Below are 15699 nucleotides of genomic sequence, written 5' to 3'. Positions count from 1 at the left end.
CTCCCCGCCCCGCACCGGGTCACGCCGCGCCTGATGCCGCCGCCCCGCCCGCTGCTTGCGCAGCGACGCTCGCAACGGCTCCGGATCAAGCCCCTCGTTGACCGCGTCGTGCAGTAACCGGGCGAAGGCGTACTCCTCGTCGGCGCGCAGCGCGGCGGCCAGGGCGACGCGGGCCGTGGCCTCGTCCCCTGCCGACCAGGCCGTCCACCCGGCCAGGGTCAGCGGCGCGGCGGCATGCTCGTCGAAGGCGCCCACGCAGCGGCGGGCCAGCAGCCGCCACAGCCGCAGCGCCGCGGCCGCCGCCGGTCCCTCCATCCACTCCGCCGCGCGGTCCCGGGTCCCGCGGTCCTGCAGACCGAGAACGACCGTCGCCGCCTCCTCGTCGCTGACCAACTCGTCGTCGCGGGCGTCCTCTTCCGCCGCCGCGTCGTCCGCGCCAGTCCGCGGCGCCGCCCGCAGCCGCGCCAGCAGCCGGCCGGCCAGCGCCAGGGTGTCCTCGCCGACGGCGTCGCGGTCCGCCGCGCCGAGGATGCGCGGCACCAGCGCCGCGGCGGCCTCGTCGAGGGCCTTCTCCTGAGCGGCGAGCCGGGCCGGCGGGCCGCTGACCGGCGCCAGCCGCGCCTCCATCTCGCGCAGCGAGCCGCGCACTTGAATCCCCGCATACGTGGCCGCGGCGGCCATCGGCGAGGTGCCGGGCGGGGTGAGCGGGGCGCCCTCCGGAGGGCAGCAGGTGACGTCCGGGCAGCAATACGACCAGTAGCGGCCCGAGGAGATGCACAGGGCCTCGACCACCGGGACATCGAGCCGGCCGCAGGCCATGCGCAGCCGCTGGGCCAGCGGCCGCAGCCGGTCCATCACCTGGCGGGGCTCCTCGCCCGCCCCGTCCGCGTCCTGGCAGAGGAAGGCGATCACGCCCGTGGGCCTGGCGCCGCGTCTCTCGCTGCCCCCGATGAGGCACTCCGCGAGCTGCGCCGCGACATCGCTCCACTCCGCCCTGTCGCGCGGGATGCCGAGGCGCAGCCGGCCGCCGAAGCGGCCGCGCTCGCCCTGCAGCGCGACGAGGACGATCGAGTCGTCCGGATGGAAGCCCATGAGATACGGCAGCGCGTCGGCCAGCTCGGCCGGCGAACGCAGCGTGATCTGTGCGGGGCTGCTGTGCGTAGTCATGCGACTAAGCTCCCGCAGCACCCCACCCTTTCACGACCCCCTGTGGATAACTCACAAAAGGCCAGCTCAGCAGGGTCAGCCCGCCACCGCGAGCACCAGCGGCAGCACCCGCCCCGACCCCGCCTGCCGCAGCAGCCGGGCCGCGACCGCCAGCGTCCAGCCCGAGTCCGTGAAGTCGTCGACGAGCAGCACCGGCCCCTGGCAGTCCGCCAGCGCCGCACGCAGCTCGTCGGACACGGCGAAGGCCCCGGCCAGCGCCCGCAGCCGCTGCGCCGAATTGCTCCGGCGCGCCGCGGCGCCGTCAGGGCCCGAATACGTCAGCGTCCCCAGCATGGGCAGCCGCCCGATGCCCGCGATGCCCTCGGCGAGCGAGCCGACCAGCTGCGGCCGGGTCCTGGACGGCACCGCCACCACCCCGGCAGGACGCGGCAGGGCATCGTCGCCGCCCGCCGCCCAGCCGCCCGGCGAGCGCGCCCAGTCGGCGAGCACGTCAACACACGCCCGTAGCACGTCATCGGGCACCGGTCCGTCGGGCGCGTCCTCGGCCAGCATCGGCCGCAGCCGATTGCCCCAGCCGATGTCCGACAGCCGCCCCAGCGCCCGCCCCGTGTCGCACTGCTCGCCGGGCGGGATCTTCCCCTTGAGGTCGATGCCCAGCGCCGGCAGTCCGGTGGGCCACATCCGCCGCGGCACGACCTCCACACCGGGCCGGTCCAGCTCCTTCTCCGCCCCCGTCAGCGACTCGGCCGAGACGGCGGAATCGACCCACGCCCCCGCGCAGTTGTCACACCGCCCGCACGGGGCCGCCCCCTCGTCGTCCAGCTGCCGCCGCAGGAACTCCATCCGGCACCCGGTCGTGCTCACGTAATCCCGCATGGCCTGCTGCTCGGCCGCCCGCTGCCGCGCCACCCACGCGTAACGCTCGGCGTCATAGGCCCACTCGGCGCCGGTGGCGGTCCAGCCGCCCTTGACCCGCTTGACCGCGCCGTCGACATCGAGGACCTTCAGCATCGTCTCCAGCCGGCTGCGCCTGAGGTCCACCTCCGCCTCCAGCGCCGGTACGGACAGCGGCCGGCCCGCCGCCTCCAGGGCACCCAGGGTCTGCCGCACCTGCGTCTCCGGCGGGAAGGCCGTATCGGCGAAATAGCGCCAGATCGCCTCGTCCTCCTTGCCGGGCAGCAGCAGCACGTCGGCATGCTCGACGCCGCGCCCGGCGCGCCCCACCTGCTGGTAATAGGAGATGGGTGAGGACGGCGAGCCTAGGTGGATCACGAAGCCCAGGTCCGGCTTGTCGAAGCCCATGCCCAGCGCGGAGGTGGCGACCAGCGCCTTCACGCGGTTGTTGAGCAGGTCGTCCTCGGCCTGCAGCCGGTCGGCGTTCTCCGTACGCCCCGTGTACGACGCCACGTTGAAGCCGCGCTGCCGCAGATAGGCCGAGGCCTCCTCGGCGGCGGCGATGGTGAGCACATAGATGATGCCGGAGCCCTGCAGCCCGTCCAGGTGCTCGGCGAGCCAGGCCAGCCGGTGGGCGGCGTCCGGCAGCTGCACGACGCCAAGCCGCAGGCTCTCCCGGTCCAGCTCGCCGCGCAGCACCAGGGCCTCGCCCGCACCGGTGCCCAGCTGCTCGGCCACGTCGGCGGTGACCCGGGCGTTGGCCGTCGCCGTCGTGGCCAGCACCGGCACGCCCGGCGACAGGTCGGCGAGGAGCTGGCGCAGCCGCCGGTAGTCGGGGCGGAAGTCGTGCCCCCAGTCCGAGATGCAGTGCGCCTCGTCGACCACCAGCAGGCCCGTCGTGGCCGCCAGCTTGGGCAGCACCTGGTCGCGGAAGTCCACGGAGTTCAGCCGCTCGGGACTGACCAGGAGGACGTCGGTCTCGCCGCGCTCGACCTCCTCGTAGATGGCGTCCCACTCCTCGGGGTTCGCGGAGTTAATGGTGCGCGCCTGGATGCCGGCGCGGGCTGCGGAGCCCACCTGGTTGCGCATCAGGGCCAGCAGCGGGGAGACGATCACCGTGGGGCCCGAGCCGCGCCGCCGCAGCAGCGCCGTGGCCACGAAGTACACCGCCGACTTGCCCCACCCCGTACGCTGCACGACCAGCGCCCGCCGTCGCTCTTGCACCAGCGCCGCCACCGCCTGCCACTGGTCCTCGCGCAGCCGCGCCTCGCCCGTCGGGTCTCCGACGAGCTCGGCGAGAATGGCATCGGCTTCGGCGCGCAGCTCCGGATCGTTCATGCCCCCATGCAACCCGATGCCACTGACAACCGGCCACCTCACTCACCGTAACCGGCCCCTTGCACCCGCAATTGCTCATTGCCGCAGGCCAGTCCGGCAGGAAGAATGGGGCATGTTCCCGCGCGCAGCCCTCCCGCAGGGCTTGCGCAGCCATGCCCGTACGCCGGGGCGTCCGGGACACCAGGGGAAGGGAGGAATGACGTTGGCCCTCGGCTCCGCCGCCACCGACCCGCCCGCACCCGCGCCCTCGGGGCGCATGCTGGAGCCCGCGGAGTGGTCCGCCGCCGGGATCCCGCTGCTGCGCAACCCGCGCGAGGTGGTCACGGCCCTGTTCGACCGCCACTCCCCCGCCCCCGCCACGGCCGTCGTGGCGGTGCTCGACCCGGACGAACGGCTGGCCGCCAGCGCGTCGTTCGCCCGCCGCGACTTCTCCCGTACGGACCTGGCGGGCGCCCGCGTCCCGGACGGCTGGCCGTTCCGCAACGCGCTGCTGCGCCACCTGCGCCGGGTGATCCCGCACGACCTGCGCCGGCGCACGCCGGTGCGCACGGCTGTGCTCCTCTATTGCCGCGAGGGCGGCCCGGGCTGGACCGAGGAGGACGGCGCCTGGATGTGGGGGCTGCGCGACGCGTGCACGCTGCACGGGCTGCGCTGCGGCGCGTACATCACGCTGACCAGGAAGGGCTGGCAGGTGCTCGGCGAGGACCGCGGCGGCCGCCGGCCGTACGCCGATCCCCCTGCCGGCACGGACGGCCAGTCCGACCCGGCCGCCGCCGAAGCCGACGGACCCCAGGCACCCGCGGCCCGCCGCACCGGCGGCGGCACCCCTGAGGCGCGGCGCCGGACGGCGGCGCGCTGAGCCGGAGGTGCCGGTCGAGGCAGCAGCGGGCCTACGAACGCGGAGCGCTTAAGCGCCCGCCCCCGCCGCCTTGTTGATCCGCTCGGGGTCGCCGCACAGCACGAGCAGGGCGCCGGCCAGCTTCATCGCCTGGCCCATCACCCCCGCCACGGTGGCGTCGTCGCCGCCGTTGACGGCCACGACCACGGCGGGGCGCGCCGCGGCGCTGCCGATGCCGTCGGCGCCGGCGTAGAAGACGTCGTCGGCCGCGGCCTGCTGCGCCCAGTACGCCTCCTCACCGAAGCTCAGCTCGTGCTCGGCCCAGGGGTGCAGCTCACCCGTGGTGAGCACCAGGATGTCGCCCGGCGGCCGGCCGGAGTCCAGCAGCAGGTCGACGGCCTCGTCCGCGGCGTCGAGTGCGCCGCCTTCGGCCGCCGGGATCACCTGCAGCTGCGGGCCCGGAGCCGGGGGCTGGGGGTCGCGCTTGGCGTTGTCGTTGCTACGGGAAGGGGGTGCCGTAGGGCGCGCCGCCGGCGCGGGGCCGGTGGCTCGGCCAGGTCCGGGACGGCCGGGCGGCCGGACGACGGAACGGGGACCTGGGACAGGACGCGGGCTCGCGGTGCGGCCCGGGACGCTCTCGTGAATCTGAGGCTCCTCGGGAGAGAGAGGCATGAGCTGATGTCTATCAAACACAAGTACCGGTCAAAGCAGCGGGTGGCGTCAATCAGATATCGAATCCGAGCTGGCCGGCCGCTTCCAGCTCGGCCGCTTCCGGAGACAGCCGCGGCCGCTTCAGATGTGCCCAACGCGGAAGGGCGTCCATATATGCCCAGGAGAGGCGGTGGTGTTCGGTGGGGCCGTGCTCGTGCAGGGCCTCCTTGTGCGCGGGCGACGGGTAGCCGGCGTTGTCGCCGAAGCAGTACGGCTCGTACTCGGCCCGCCCGGCGCCCAGTTCCGCCATGGCGGCGTCCCGGTGCTCCTTGGCGAGCACGGACGCGGCCGCGACGGCGACGCAGGACTGATCGCCCTTGATGACCGTACGGACCTGCCAGGGCGCGCCGAGGTAGTCGTGCTTGCCGTCGAGGATCACCGCGTCGGGCCGCATGGGCAGCGCCTCCAGGGCGCGTACGGCGGCGAGCCGCAGCGACTCCGTCATGCCGAGCTCGTCGATCTCCTGGTGCGTGGCCTCCCCGATGGCGTGCGCGGTCACCCAGCCGGTGAGCAGCCCGGCGAGGGCGGCACGCCGCTTGGGGGTCAGCAGCTTGGAGTCGGTGAGCCCCTCGGGCGGGCGGCGCAGGCCTGTGATGGCGGCGCAGACCGTGACCGGGCCGGCCCAGGCCCCGCGGCCGACTTCGTCGATGCCGGCGACGACCTTGGCGCCGGTGGTGGCGCGCAGGGACCGTTCGATGCGGTGGGTGGGCGGCTCGTACGTCATGGCGTGGCTTAGCGTACGCCTCCGTCGGCGCTGCTCGGCACCCGGTCCCCGGGCGCGTCGGCGCGCAGCAGCGGCATCATGATCTGGTCGATGACCTGGACCAAGTCCTTGTGTTGCACATCGCAGCCGGATGTCTTGTGCAGATACATCATCATCGCCGGCACCACATCCGCGACCAGCTTGCAGGTGGCGTCAGGGCGGACCTCGCCGCGGTCGATGCCGCGGCGCACCACGGCGGCGATGAGTTCCTTGACGGGGTCGACCACCCGGCCCAGGATCACCTCGGCGAAGTACTCGCCCTCGGTGCGGTCGCATTCGTCCATCAGCGCCCGCAGCGCGAGGCCGGAGCGCGAGTACATCTGCTCGCGCATCCACCCGCACAGGCTGACCAGGTCGGCGCGCAGGTCGCCGCTGTCGGGCGGGTCGATCAGCGGCGGGATGCCGGACTTGAGGGATTCCGCGACGAGTTCGAGCTTCGACGGCCAGCGGCGGTAGACCGCGGCCTTGCCCGTGTGCGCGCGGGCGGCGACCCCCTCTATGGTCAGGCCCTTCCAGCCGACGGCGCCCAGTTGATCAAGGGCCGCGTCGAGGATGGCCTGCTCAAGAACGCTGCCGCGGCGGCGGGCAGCGTGGGTCGCGGGCTGCGCTCCGGGAGCGGTCCGGTGCGAAGTACCCATATTTTTCACTCCGTTGAAACTTAGTGAACGCTTGCGTTCCCTGTACGCGACTCACTACTGTCTCCAGGGACAGTGAACGGTATCGTTCACTATTTCACGTGTAGGGGAGCACAGTGACAACCTCTCAACTCGAGACCGACCCGGCGCCGGGGAAAGCGCCACGGGCGGAGAAGCGGAATATAGCCCTCGTCCTCATCGCCGCCTGTCAGCTCATGGTGGTCCTGGACGTGACGATTGTGAACGTCGCGCTGCCGCATATCCAGACAGCGCTCGGCTTCTCCACCGCCGATCTCACCTGGACCGTCAACGCGTACACCCTGACCTTCGGCGGCCTGCTGCTGCTCGGCGGGCGGGTCGGGGACATCCTCGGCCGGCGCCGCGTCTTCATAGCCGGCATCCTGCTGTTCAGCCTCGCCTCCCTGCTCGGCGGCTTCGCGCAGGAGCCCTGGCAGCTGCTGCTGGCCCGCGCGCTGCAGGGCGTCGGCGGCGCGATCGCCTCGCCCACCTCGCTCGCCCTTGTCACCACCACGTTCCCCGAAGGCCCGGAGCGCAACCGGGCGTTCGGCGTCTTCGCGGCCGTGTCCGCGGGCGGTGGCGCGGTCGGCCTGCTGGCCGGTGGCATGCTCACCGAGTGGCTCAACTGGCGCTGGGTGCTGTTCGTCAACGTGCCGATCGGCGTGCTGCTCGTCCTCCTCGTCCCGCTCTACATCAGCGAGTCGCAGCGCCACTCCGGGCGCTTCGACCTCGGCGGCGCGCTCAGCTCCACGCTGGGCATGGTGTCGCTGGTGTACGGGTTCATCCGCGCCGCCGAAGAGGGCTGGCGGGACACCCTGGCGCTGGGCTCGTTCGCCCTCGCGGCGGTCCTGCTGGTCGTGTTCGTGGCCATCGAGCGGCGGGCCAAGGAGCCGATCACGCCACTCAGAATGTTCGCGGACCGGAACCGCTCGGGCACGTATCTGATCATGACGTGCCTGGCGGCGGCGATGTTCGGCATGTTCTTCTACATGATGCTGTTCGTCCAGAACGTGCTGGACTACAGCCCGATCAAGGCCGGTCTGGCCTTCCTGCCCGTCACCGTGGTGATCACCATAGGCGCCGGTCTCTCGCAGCGGTTCCTGCCGGTGCTCGGGCCGAAGCCGTTCATGGTCACCGGCGCCTCCATCACGGCGCTCGGCATGGCCTGGATGACCCAGCTCGACCCGAGCTCCACGTACCTGAGCGGCGTGCTCGGCCCGCAGCTGCTCTTCGGCTTCGGCATGGGGCTGAACTTCGTGACGCTCACCCTGACCGCCGTCTCCGGCGTCGCGCAGCATGAGGCGGGCGCCGCCTCCGGGCTGCTCAATGCCACCCAGCAGGCGGGCGGTTCGCTGGGCCTGGCCATCCTGACCACGGTGTTCGGCACCGCGAGCAGGGAGGAGGCGGAGAAGCAGATACCCGACTTCATGCAGAACGCCTCGCCGCAGGAGAAGGCCGTCTTCGAGAAGACCCACGAGCTGCCGGGCATCTGGGGTCAGAAGGTGCTCTCCGAGGGCGCGGGCACGGGCTTCATAGCCGCGACAGGGCTGGTGCTGGTGGCGCTGCTGGTCGCGATCTTCATGATCCGGGTCCGCAAGAGCGACCTGGAGGCGCTGAGCGGCAGCGGCGCTCCGCCGGCCGCGTAGGACGCACGGGCGCAGTTACGCCTGCGCGCTGTTACGAGCCGCTGCCCGGCACCCATCCGGGCAGCGGCTCGGTGTCCGCCTCCCAGTCCGCGGGCGGCGCCCCGCCGGCCCGCGCCGCGGCCACGCCGCCCGCGATGGCGCAGGTGGTGTCCACATCGCCGCCGGCCCGCGCGGTGATCCGTACCGTCTCCTCCCAGTCGCCGAGCGACCGGGCCACGGCCCACAGCGCGTACGGCACGGTGTCCTGCGCGCTCGTCCTGCGGCCGCTGCCGAGCACGGCCGCGACGGTGGAGGAGTCGGCGTAATCGAGCATGTCCCGGGCCCGCCGCACGCCCTGGCCGACGGCGCTGCGCGGGATCAGCGCGGTGATACCGTCCAGCAGCTCGGCGCCGGTCTTCGGCCCGTCCGGGTCCCCGGCCAGCGCCGCCGCGGCGGCCACCGCCATCGCGCCGACGACGGCCTCGCGGTGCTGGTGGGTGACGTAGGCGGAGATCTCGGCCTGGTGCACGGCCTGCGCGGGATCGTCCGCGTACCAGGCGCCGAGCGGCGCCACCCGGGCCGCGGCGCCGTTGCCCCACGAGCCCCGGCCCTTGAACAGCCGGGCGGAGGCGGTGCGCCAGTCGTCGCCGGCCCGTACTGCGTCGAGCACCTGCGTGACCGTGGAGCCGTAGTCCCGCTCCGGGTCGCGGCGCTCGGCCATCAGCGCGGCCAGCTCGTCCTGGTCGACCCGGCGCCGGGCGGCCAGCACGGCCACGAGCGCGCAGGCCATCTCGGTGTCGTCGGTCCACCGCCAGGGCCCCGGCGGCAGCTCGCGGCGGCGCAGCCAGCCGACCATTCCGGGCGTGCTGAGTTGCGCGCCCAGCGCGTCGCCCACCGACAGTCCGCGCAGGCTGGCCAGGGCGCGGGCCAGGCGCGATGCAGGGTCGTGATCAGCGGTCATCTCAGCTGAAGCCTACCGCTCAGCTGTACGAAGCTCCGGACGGCTCACCTGTGGGACTCCTGGTACTCCTCCGGGGTGCACCAGTGGTCGAAGGGCCGGTCCAGGGTGTAGCGCCCGTTCTCGCCGAGCAGCAGCATCCGGTACTCGGCGTTGCCCGGGTTCGATAGCGCCTCGAACTCCGGCACCGTCCAGTGGAACCACCGCATGCAGAACAGCCGCATCGTCAGCCCGTGCGTGACCAGCAGGACATTCTCCGGGTGATCGGGCCGGTCGAAGCTGCGGTGCAGGCTCTCCAGGAAGGCGCCGACCCGGTCGTAGACGTCGGCCCCTGACTCGCCCTGCGGGAAGCGGAAGAAGAAGTGCCCGTACGCGTCCCGGTACACCTTCTGCAGCTGGACCTCCTCGCGGTCCTGCCAGTTCCCCCAGTCCTGCTCGCGCAGCCGCGGCTCCTCGCGCACCCGCACCCGGTTCGGGTCGAGGGCCAGCCACTCGAGGGTCTCGTGGGTGCGTCGATAGGGCGATACGTAGACACTGACCCGCTCCTCCCCGAAGACCTCCCGCAGCTCCTCCCCCGCCTCCGCGACCTGCCGCCGCCCCTTCTCGGTCAGCCGCAGCGCATGGTCGGGCTCGCGCTCGTAGATCGTGTCGTCCGCGTTCCCCTCCGACTCGCCATGCCGGATGAGAACGATGCGCCGGGGCCGTGCCATGCCGCCCACACTAAATCAGCGCCACGCCGACGGCCTCGCGGGCATGATCGCCGCATGCACCCGCTGCCGCACGGCTACACAAACCGCACGCTGGGCGACGGCCGCTCCGTAAGAAAGACCTACGCGGGCCCGGACGCCGCTCTCCGCCACCGCCGCGAGCGAGACGCGCTCCGCCGGCTGACCGGCCGGCTCCCGGTACCCCCGGTGCTGGACGAGACGGACGGCACCCTCACCCTCGGCTTCCTCCCCGGCACCCACGGCCAGGAGCTCATCGACGCGGGCCACGCGGCCGAGGTCCTGACCGCCTGCGGCGAGCTGCTGCGCCGCATTCACGCGACCGGCATGATCCATGGGGACTACGGACCGAACAACATCCTCCTGGACCCGTCGGACTTCACGGTCACTGCGGTGCTGGACTGGGAGTTCGCACACCCCCTGCCGGACCCGGTCGAGGACCTGGCCTGGTGCGAGTGGATCGTCCGCACCCACCACCCGGCCCACGCCGCCGCCCTGCCCCGCTTCTTCACCGCCTACGGGCCGGACCTGGTGCCCCCGTGGCCGGCCCGCCAGGCGGCGATGCTCGCCAAGTGTGCCTGGCTGCGCGGCTTCTGCGAGCGCTGGGAGCCGGGCGGCGCCGGGGTCCGGCTCTGGGAGGAGCGCGCGGCCATTACGGCGGAGTGGCGGGCCTGAGCCGCCGCCTCACACCGTCCAGGCGCCCTCGACGTCGATCACGTCCCCCGCCAGTGCCGCCACGTCCGAGCTGGTCTGCGCGCGCAGGCCCAGACGCTCCACCCGCTCGATGCGGTACTTGGCCCGCTCCGTGGCCGAATCCCACATCGACAGCACCAGGAACTCGTCGCCCGGCGCCCGGCCGAAGAAGCCGCGCAGCATCCCGGGCGATCCGGCCATCGCCGGATTCCACACCTTCTCCTGCATCAGCGTGAAGTTCTCCACCCGGTCCGGCTTGACGCGCGTATGCGCCACCCGCAGCAGATCCGCGTCGCCGAAGCGCGGCTCGAAGCCGACCTTCACGTCATGCACGTGCTCGAAGAGCCGGATCCGCATGCCCGTATACGTGCCCGCCTGCGCCGCCGCGAGCCGGTCGTGGGAGCGGGCCATGAACGAGTCGTACAACGCCCGGCTCTCCCAGAACCCGAAGAGATGCGCCACCCCCTCGCGCGCCTGACTCCATCCGCCCCCCTGCCCCCGGAAGCCGGGCTCGCCGAGCAGCCCCGCCCACTTGCGCTGCCCCCGCTCGAAGCCGCGACGGTCGGTGACGTTGCAGCGCATCCACTTGACCAGCACGGTCGCCATCGTACGGCCTGATGACCTGGCTAACGGGCTGATCAGCAGCATCACCCGACGGCAGCGATCACCTCGACCTCGAGCAGCGCGCCGGGGACGAAGAGCCGGGAGACCTCCACGGTGGTGCTGGAGGGCGGTACGCCCTTGATGTACTCGGCGCGAACGGCGCCGTACTCCGCCCGGCGTCCCATATCGGTGAGATAACTGCGGATGTTGACGACGTCGTCGTACGAAGCGCCGTGCGCGGCAAGGATCTTGCCAAGCGCGTCCATCACATGCCGGGCCTGCGCCGTCATGTCATCGGGGCCGACGAGATCGCCGCGTTCGTCGAGAGCGACCTGGCCGGAGACGAAGAGCAGCGCGCCGTCGCCGGTGTCGAGACGGACGACGTGCGAGTACGGGCCCGCGGGCGTGGGCACGGTGGCCGGATTGTCCGTGGTCTTCAGCATGCGGACCACGCTAGGCAGCGGCCACCGATTCGACCAGCGAATGTCTCGCATGGCTACCATGCGTATGACGCATGGCACCAGGAAAGGCCGCCCATGGACACCGCCTGGCTCGAGGTCTTCCGCTCCGTCGCCCGGCACGGCTCCTTCACCGCCGCGGCCGCCGAGCTCGGCTACACCCAGTCCGCCGTCTCCCGCCAGGTCTCCGCCCTGGAAGCCGAGTTCGGTGCCCCGCTCTTCGACCGCCTCCCCCGGGGCGTGCGCCTCACCGACGCGGGCCGCACCGCGCTCTCGCACGCCGGCGCCGCGCTCGAACGCCTCGACGCCGCCCGCCGCGACCTCGCCGCCCTGCAGGGCCTGGCAGCCGGCCGGCTGCGGTTCGGCGCCTTCGCCACCGCCGGCGCCGCCCTCGTGCCGCTGGCTGTCGCCGCATTCCGCGCCGACCACCCGGACGTCGAGGTATGCCATACCGAGGGCTACAGCCGCGACCACGTGTCCGCGCTGCAGGCAGGCGACCTCGACCTCGCCGTGGTCTCCGGATACGCCGACCGGCTCGGCGCCTTCGACCCGGTGGAGTTGATCCACCTGCTCGACGAGCCAGTGCTGGTCGCTCTCCCCATCGGCCACCGCCTCGCCCGGCGGCGGACGCTGCGGCTGGCGGAGCTCATGGACGAGCCCTGGGTCGCGGGCAGCACGGACGCCGGCGAGACGCTGATCAGCGCGTGCCTGCGGGAGGGCTTCCGGCCGCGGATCGACATCGTGGCGCGAGAGTGGATCGCGAAGTTCGGCTTCGTGGCGGCGGGCTTCGGGATCACCCTCGTACCGGCTCTGGCGGCCGGTGCGCTGCCGCCAGGTCTGGTGCTGGTGGCGCTGCGGACCGAGGACGCGCCCGTACGGTCCGTCTACGCGGCCGTGCCCCGCGGCGCCGCGCGGCCGGCCGCGGTCAGCGGCTTTCTGCCGTATCTGCGGCGCGCCGCGCGGCGGCATGCCGGATGAGGGCGGCTGTGTCAGCCGCGTCGAAGGCGAGCCCGAAGTCGCCGAGCACACCGGGCAACTCCTCGGGCGCCACGGTCCGTTTCGTCACCTCGCCGCCCGGCTCGATCGTGGTGAGCGTGTCGCCCACCAGGGCAAGACGCTGCTCGCGGCCCGGCTGCTGCACCACCAGGCGGCTGGTGAAGGGCGAGCGCGGGTGGGTGGAGATGTAGTGGTTCCACACCTCGTAGTCCGGCCGGTGGCGCGGTTCGAGGGTGTACGCGTACAGCGGGAACCAGCCGTCCGCGTGCAGTCCGCGCAGCACCCGCACGCTGTCGCCCTCGTCGGTGACCGAGAACGTCCAGGCGCCCTGCGTCACTTCGGCCCCGGCGGCCAGCGGCAGCGGCTCCAGCAGCGCCTCGCCGCCGAAGCCGACGTCGACATGCCACGGCTCGCCGCCGAGGTCGACGCGCAACAGCATGTGCGTGGTCGGGTTGATCTTGTCGGCGCCCATCCGGACGCGCGCGCCGAGTCCGGTCACCTCGAAGCCGAGCCGGTCCAGGGCGGCGGCGAGCAGCAGGTTGTGCTCGTAGCAATAGCCGCCGCGCGGCTGCCGTACGAGCTTCCGCTCCAGCGCCGGTACGTCCAGCAGCACCGGCCGGCCGAGCAGCACCTCCACGTTCTCGAACGGGATCGACGCCACGTGCCCGGCCATCACGGCCCGCAGCGTGCCGAGGTCCGGCGCGGCGCCGCCGGCCCCGTCCAGGCCGATGCGGCGCAGGTACGCGTCGAGGTCCAACTCGTCGCCCTGCCAGCGGAAGTCACTCATGACCGCCCTCAAGTCCGGCGCGCGGCGAGGTATTCCGCGAAGGACACCTTGCCGACCGCGTGCTCCGGGGCGAGATGGCCGCCCTCGCGGAAGGCGCGGTAGATCCGGCCCGGCAGCCGTACCGGCAGCAGCGGCCGCCGCCGCCCGGCCGCGCGCAGCACCGCCGCGGCGGTCTCGCGGGCGCCGAGCACCTGCGGCCCGCCCATGTCCGCCACCCGCCCGACGGCCGGGCCCCGCGCCAGCTCCGCGAGTCGCTCCGCGACCTCCGTGACCTCGATCGGCTGAATCCGCAGCCCGCCCGGCACCAGCACGAACGGCAGCCGCCGCTGCACATCCGTCACCTTCGCCGCCAGGTCGTGGAACTGCGTCGTCCGCAGCACCGTCCACGGCAGCCCGGAGTCCTCGACCAGCCGCTCGATCGCGAGCTTCGACCGGTAGTACGGCAGCGGTACGCGGTCCACGCCGACGATCGAGATGTAGACGAAATGCGGGCTGCCCGCGCGCTTGGCCGCCGCCAGCAGCCGGCGCGTGGCCGCCGTGTCGTTACGGGCGTCGGTCGCACAGTGCACGATCACGCCGGCGCCCGCGACCGCCGCGTCGAGGCCTGTGCCCTGCTTCAGATCGCCTACGGCCCACGCGTACGGCCGCTCGTCCCCGGCAGGGCGCGGCCGCCGGCTCAGCACCCGTACCGGCGCATCAGCGGCGACCAGGCGCTCCACCAGGGGGCGGCCGAGGGTGCCGGTGGCGCCCGTGACGAGGATCGTTTCTGCCTGCTCCATATCCCCCAGTGGATCACAGGTGTCAGTGTCGGGTGGCACCATGGCAACGTGCCGTCACGGCATGGGACTTCGTACCGGACGCTCGAGGGGGAGACAGGTGAGTGGATTCAGCAAGGGGCTGCAGAAGGTCCAGGTGGCGCTCAAGTGGGACCCGGCCCCGCGGGGCGCGCCGCCGCACGACCTCGACCTGATCGCCGCCGCGTACACCGCCGACGCCCCGCACGGCCCGCCGGACTATCTGGTGCACTTCGACCGCCGCTCCCCCGACGGCACGATCAGCCTGCACCGGGAGAGCCGCACCGGCCTGGGGTTCGGCATCGACGAGGCGCTGACGCTGGAGCTGGACCGGCTCGCGCCGCGCTATGTCCGGGTCGTGGTGGGCGTGGCCATACAGCAGAGCGCCGCCGACGACCGGCTCGGCTTCGCCCGTATCGCGAACGCGTCGGTGCAGGTGGTGTCCGCCGACACCGCGGTCCGGATCAGCACCGGGGACGCGGAGCTCGCGATGCACGACCTCACGACGCTCGGGGAAGCCACCGCGGCCACGCTCGCGGAGTTCACCCGCGGCGAGGACGGCACGTGGGCGTATGCCGCCCTGCTGCGCGGCTATGACGCCGATCCGGCGGATTTCACCGGGTTCCTGGGCGCCGCTTAGACCCGCCGCCGCGCCTCCGGCGCGCCGCGCTCCCCGGGCCCACGGTGCGGCGGCGCGGCGGATGTGCCGGCGGCCCCGGGTCGGCGTCCTGCTGCCCGGTGCCCTGCTGACCGGCTGGTGTCCAGGCGAGCAGCGGGTCGATGGGCCCGCCGCGGTGGTGCTCGGCGCGGATGCCGTGGAAGACCAGGGTGATCACGCTGATCGCGATGAGCGCCTCGGCCCAGTAGAAGGCGGCGTAGTCGAGCAGGCAGCCGTTGGGCGGCGAGCCCGGGGCGGCGTTGCGCAGCCCGACCAGGGCGAAGAGGCTGGCGGCCATCCAGCCGAGGGCGCCCCAGACCAGGCCGCGGCCCTGGTTGACCACCAGCCAGCAGGCCAGCGATACGGCGAGGGCTATCACCCACATCGTCGCGATCATGAACCAGGTCATGATGAAGGTGCTCCGCGACCGCTTCAGCTCGCTTCTGACCGCGACGACCTCGTCGCCGTAGTCGGTGGCCTTCGGGGTGACCTCGAAGTTCGTGTTCTGGTCGACGAAGCGCAGCTCCACCGGCAGCGCCTTGCCCTTGGCCGTGGCGGCGAGGGCTAGTGTGAAGTCGTACCGGTCGAAGGGATAGTCGGAGATCGTCCCGTCCTCGAGGACCAGCTCCAGCTCCTTCACCCAGCCCGGGCTCTCGCTGGGGACGGTGAACTCCTCCGCGCCGGTGGCGTTGGTATGCAGCTTGATCGGGCGGGCCAGGGCGCCCTTGTCCACGGCGTATCTGCCGTGCGGGTCCGCGGTGAGCTGCACGGTGACGCGCCGGTTCCCGGGGTCGGCCCGGTGCACCGCGGCGTTGATCGTGACGCGGTCGCGCGCCGTGTCCGCGCCGAGCTCGACCGGCCGCTGCCGCACGTCGCGTTCGTTCAGATACAGCCCGATCCCCGCCGCGAAGACCACGGCGAGCAGCCCCAGCAGGCCCAGCGCATGCCGCCACGGCAGATCGCGTACCGCCGCCGCGGCCTGCGTGGGCCGTAAGCGGCGGGCGGGCGGGAACGGCATGCCTCGATCCTGCGCAGCCG

17 protein-coding genes are annotated in these 15699 nt (G+C 72.9%); 5 read left to right on the top strand and 12 right to left on the bottom strand.

Translation table 11 applies throughout. The features are described from left to right. Both G5C51_RS31135 and G5C51_RS31130 read right to left on the bottom strand, forming a co-directional pair. Positions 1-1167: DUF4192 domain-containing protein (locus tag G5C51_RS31135; protein WP_165242198.1), on the bottom strand; the 1167-nt coding region annotated here is incomplete at its 3' end. 75 nt (positions 1168-1242) lie between these two features. Next, positions 1243-3399 (bottom strand): RecQ family ATP-dependent DNA helicase, encoded by a 2157-nt coding sequence (locus G5C51_RS31130; protein WP_165242196.1) that lies wholly within the window; start codon positions 3397-3399, stop codon positions 1243-1245. A gap of 196 nt (positions 3400-3595) precedes the next feature. Between G5C51_RS31130 and G5C51_RS31125 the strand changes: the two genes are divergently transcribed. Further along, the gene (locus G5C51_RS31125; protein WP_165242194.1) at positions 3596-4258 is read left to right on the top strand and encodes a hypothetical protein; all 663 of its coding nucleotides are present in this window, start codon (positions 3596-3598) and stop codon (positions 4256-4258) included. A gap of 48 nt (positions 4259-4306) precedes the next feature. Here the strand turns inward: G5C51_RS31125 and G5C51_RS31120 are convergent, their stop codons facing one another. From G5C51_RS31120 to G5C51_RS31110, 3 genes are read right to left on the bottom strand one after another with little or no spacing between them, the layout of a single operon-like run. Next, positions 4307-4909 (bottom strand): hypothetical protein, encoded by a 603-nt coding sequence (locus tag G5C51_RS31120; RefSeq protein WP_165242192.1) that lies wholly within the window; start codon positions 4907-4909, stop codon positions 4307-4309. 52 nt (positions 4910-4961) lie between these two features. Further along, entirely contained in the window at positions 4962-5672 is a 711-nt protein-coding gene (locus G5C51_RS31115; RefSeq protein WP_165242190.1) for a ribonuclease HII, read from the bottom strand. 8 nt (positions 5673-5680) lie between these two features. After that, a complete protein-coding gene (locus tag G5C51_RS31110; protein ID WP_165242188.1) occupies positions 5681-6349 on the bottom strand; it encodes a TetR/AcrR family transcriptional regulator in 669 nt (222 codons plus the stop codon). Between the two features lie 113 nt (positions 6350-6462). On the opposite strand from G5C51_RS31110, the gene G5C51_RS31105 reads away from it, so the two are divergent. After that, on the top strand, positions 6463-8010 hold the full coding sequence (locus G5C51_RS31105; RefSeq protein WP_165242186.1) for a DHA2 family efflux MFS transporter permease subunit: 1548 nt from the start codon (positions 6463-6465) through the stop codon (positions 8008-8010). A gap of 31 nt (positions 8011-8041) precedes the next feature. Here G5C51_RS31105 and G5C51_RS31100 read toward each other — a convergent pair whose 3' ends face one another. Both G5C51_RS31100 and G5C51_RS31095 read right to left on the bottom strand, forming a co-directional pair. Continuing rightward, positions 8042-8950 carry an ADP-ribosylglycohydrolase family protein gene (locus G5C51_RS31100; RefSeq protein WP_165242184.1) on the bottom strand — a complete coding sequence of 303 codons (909 nt, stop codon included), beginning with the start codon at positions 8948-8950 and terminating at the stop codon, positions 8042-8044. A gap of 44 nt (positions 8951-8994) precedes the next feature. Then, on the bottom strand, positions 8995-9657 hold the full coding sequence (locus G5C51_RS31095; protein ID WP_165242182.1) for a histidine phosphatase family protein: 663 nt from the start codon (positions 9655-9657) through the stop codon (positions 8995-8997). Positions 9658-9711: 54 nt separating this feature from the next. On the opposite strand from G5C51_RS31095, the gene G5C51_RS31090 reads away from it, so the two are divergent. Further along, a complete protein-coding gene (locus G5C51_RS31090) occupies positions 9712-10347 on the top strand; it encodes a phosphotransferase (protein WP_165242180.1) in 636 nt (211 codons plus the stop codon). Positions 10348-10356: 9 nt separating this feature from the next. Here the strand turns inward: G5C51_RS31090 and G5C51_RS31085 are convergent, their stop codons facing one another. Together G5C51_RS31085 and G5C51_RS31080 are read right to left on the bottom strand one after the other, a co-directional pair. After that, entirely contained in the window at positions 10357-10962 is a 606-nt protein-coding gene (locus G5C51_RS31085) for a DUF4937 domain-containing protein (protein ID WP_165242178.1), read from the bottom strand. A gap of 50 nt (positions 10963-11012) precedes the next feature. Beyond that, a complete protein-coding gene (locus G5C51_RS31080) occupies positions 11013-11411 on the bottom strand; it encodes a RidA family protein (RefSeq protein ID WP_165242176.1) in 399 nt (132 codons plus the stop codon). 93 nt (positions 11412-11504) lie between these two features. Here G5C51_RS31080 and G5C51_RS31075 point away from each other — a divergent pair, with 93 nt between their 5' ends. Continuing rightward, positions 11505-12404: a LysR family transcriptional regulator gene (locus G5C51_RS31075; RefSeq protein WP_165242174.1), complete on the top strand. Its 900-nt coding sequence runs from the start codon at positions 11505-11507 to the stop codon at positions 12402-12404. Here G5C51_RS31075 and G5C51_RS31070 read toward each other — a convergent pair. Both G5C51_RS31070 and G5C51_RS31065 read right to left on the bottom strand, forming a co-directional pair. Continuing rightward, positions 12352-13209: an arylamine N-acetyltransferase family protein gene (locus G5C51_RS31070; RefSeq protein WP_165242172.1), complete on the bottom strand. Its 858-nt coding sequence runs from the start codon at positions 13207-13209 to the stop codon at positions 12352-12354. The two genes, G5C51_RS31075 and G5C51_RS31070, sit on opposite strands and share 53 nt — an antisense overlap. Before the next feature lie 8 nt (positions 13210-13217). Next, positions 13218-13988: an SDR family oxidoreductase gene (locus G5C51_RS31065; protein ID WP_165242170.1), complete on the bottom strand. Its 771-nt coding sequence runs from the start codon at positions 13986-13988 to the stop codon at positions 13218-13220. Between the two features lie 97 nt (positions 13989-14085). Here G5C51_RS31065 and G5C51_RS31060 point away from each other — a divergent pair, with 97 nt between their 5' ends. Continuing rightward, on the top strand, positions 14086-14643 hold the full coding sequence (locus G5C51_RS31060) for a TerD family protein (RefSeq protein WP_165242168.1): 558 nt from the start codon (positions 14086-14088) through the stop codon (positions 14641-14643). Here G5C51_RS31060 and G5C51_RS31055 read toward each other — a convergent pair. Then, the gene (locus tag G5C51_RS31055) at positions 14618-15679 is read right to left on the bottom strand and encodes a DUF4436 family protein (RefSeq protein ID WP_165242166.1); all 1062 of its coding nucleotides are present in this window, start codon (positions 15677-15679) and stop codon (positions 14618-14620) included. The genes G5C51_RS31060 and G5C51_RS31055 overlap by 26 nt on opposite strands. Positions 15680-15699: the final 20 nt, after the last annotated feature.

The sequence above is a fragment of the Streptomyces coryli genome (assembly GCF_011044975.1).
Classification (GTDB): Bacteria; Actinomycetota; Actinomycetes; order Streptomycetales; family Streptomycetaceae; genus Streptomyces; species Streptomyces coryli.
The sequence above is the reverse complement of the archived record's forward strand: the minus strand, read 5'-3'. Positions and strand labels throughout refer to the sequence as shown.

Coding starts and splice junctions, on each gene's coding strand:
- G5C51_RS31130 (WP_165242196.1), bottom strand. CDS start 3,399: ATGAACGATCCGGAGCTGCGCGCCGAAGCCGATGCCATTCTCGCCGAG.
- G5C51_RS31125 (WP_165242194.1), top strand. CDS start 3,596: ATGACGTTGGCCCTCGGCTCCGCCGCCACCGACCCGCCCGCACCCGCG.
- G5C51_RS31120 (WP_165242192.1), bottom strand. CDS start 4,909: ATGCCTCTCTCTCCCGAGGAGCCTCAGATTCACGAGAGCGTCCCGGGC.
- G5C51_RS31115 (WP_165242190.1), bottom strand. CDS start 5,672: ATGACGTACGAGCCGCCCACCCACCGCATCGAACGGTCCCTGCGCGCC.
- G5C51_RS31110 (WP_165242188.1), bottom strand. CDS start 6,349: ATGGGTACTTCGCACCGGACCGCTCCCGGAGCGCAGCCCGCGACCCAC.
- G5C51_RS31100 (WP_165242184.1), bottom strand. CDS start 8,950: ATGACCGCTGATCACGACCCTGCATCGCGCCTGGCCCGCGCCCTGGCC.
- G5C51_RS31095 (WP_165242182.1), bottom strand. CDS start 9,657: ATGGCACGGCCCCGGCGCATCGTTCTCATCCGGCATGGCGAGTCGGAG.
- G5C51_RS31090 (WP_165242180.1), top strand. CDS start 9,712: ATGCACCCGCTGCCGCACGGCTACACAAACCGCACGCTGGGCGACGGC.
- G5C51_RS31080 (WP_165242176.1), bottom strand. CDS start 11,411: ATGCTGAAGACCACGGACAATCCGGCCACCGTGCCCACGCCCGCGGGC.
- G5C51_RS31075 (WP_165242174.1), top strand. CDS start 11,505: ATGGACACCGCCTGGCTCGAGGTCTTCCGCTCCGTCGCCCGGCACGGC.
- G5C51_RS31070 (WP_165242172.1), bottom strand. CDS start 13,209: ATGAGTGACTTCCGCTGGCAGGGCGACGAGTTGGACCTCGACGCGTAC.
- G5C51_RS31065 (WP_165242170.1), bottom strand. CDS start 13,988: ATGGAGCAGGCAGAAACGATCCTCGTCACGGGCGCCACCGGCACCCTC.
- G5C51_RS31055 (WP_165242166.1), bottom strand. CDS start 15,679: ATGCCGTTCCCGCCCGCCCGCCGCTTACGGCCCACGCAGGCCGCGGCG.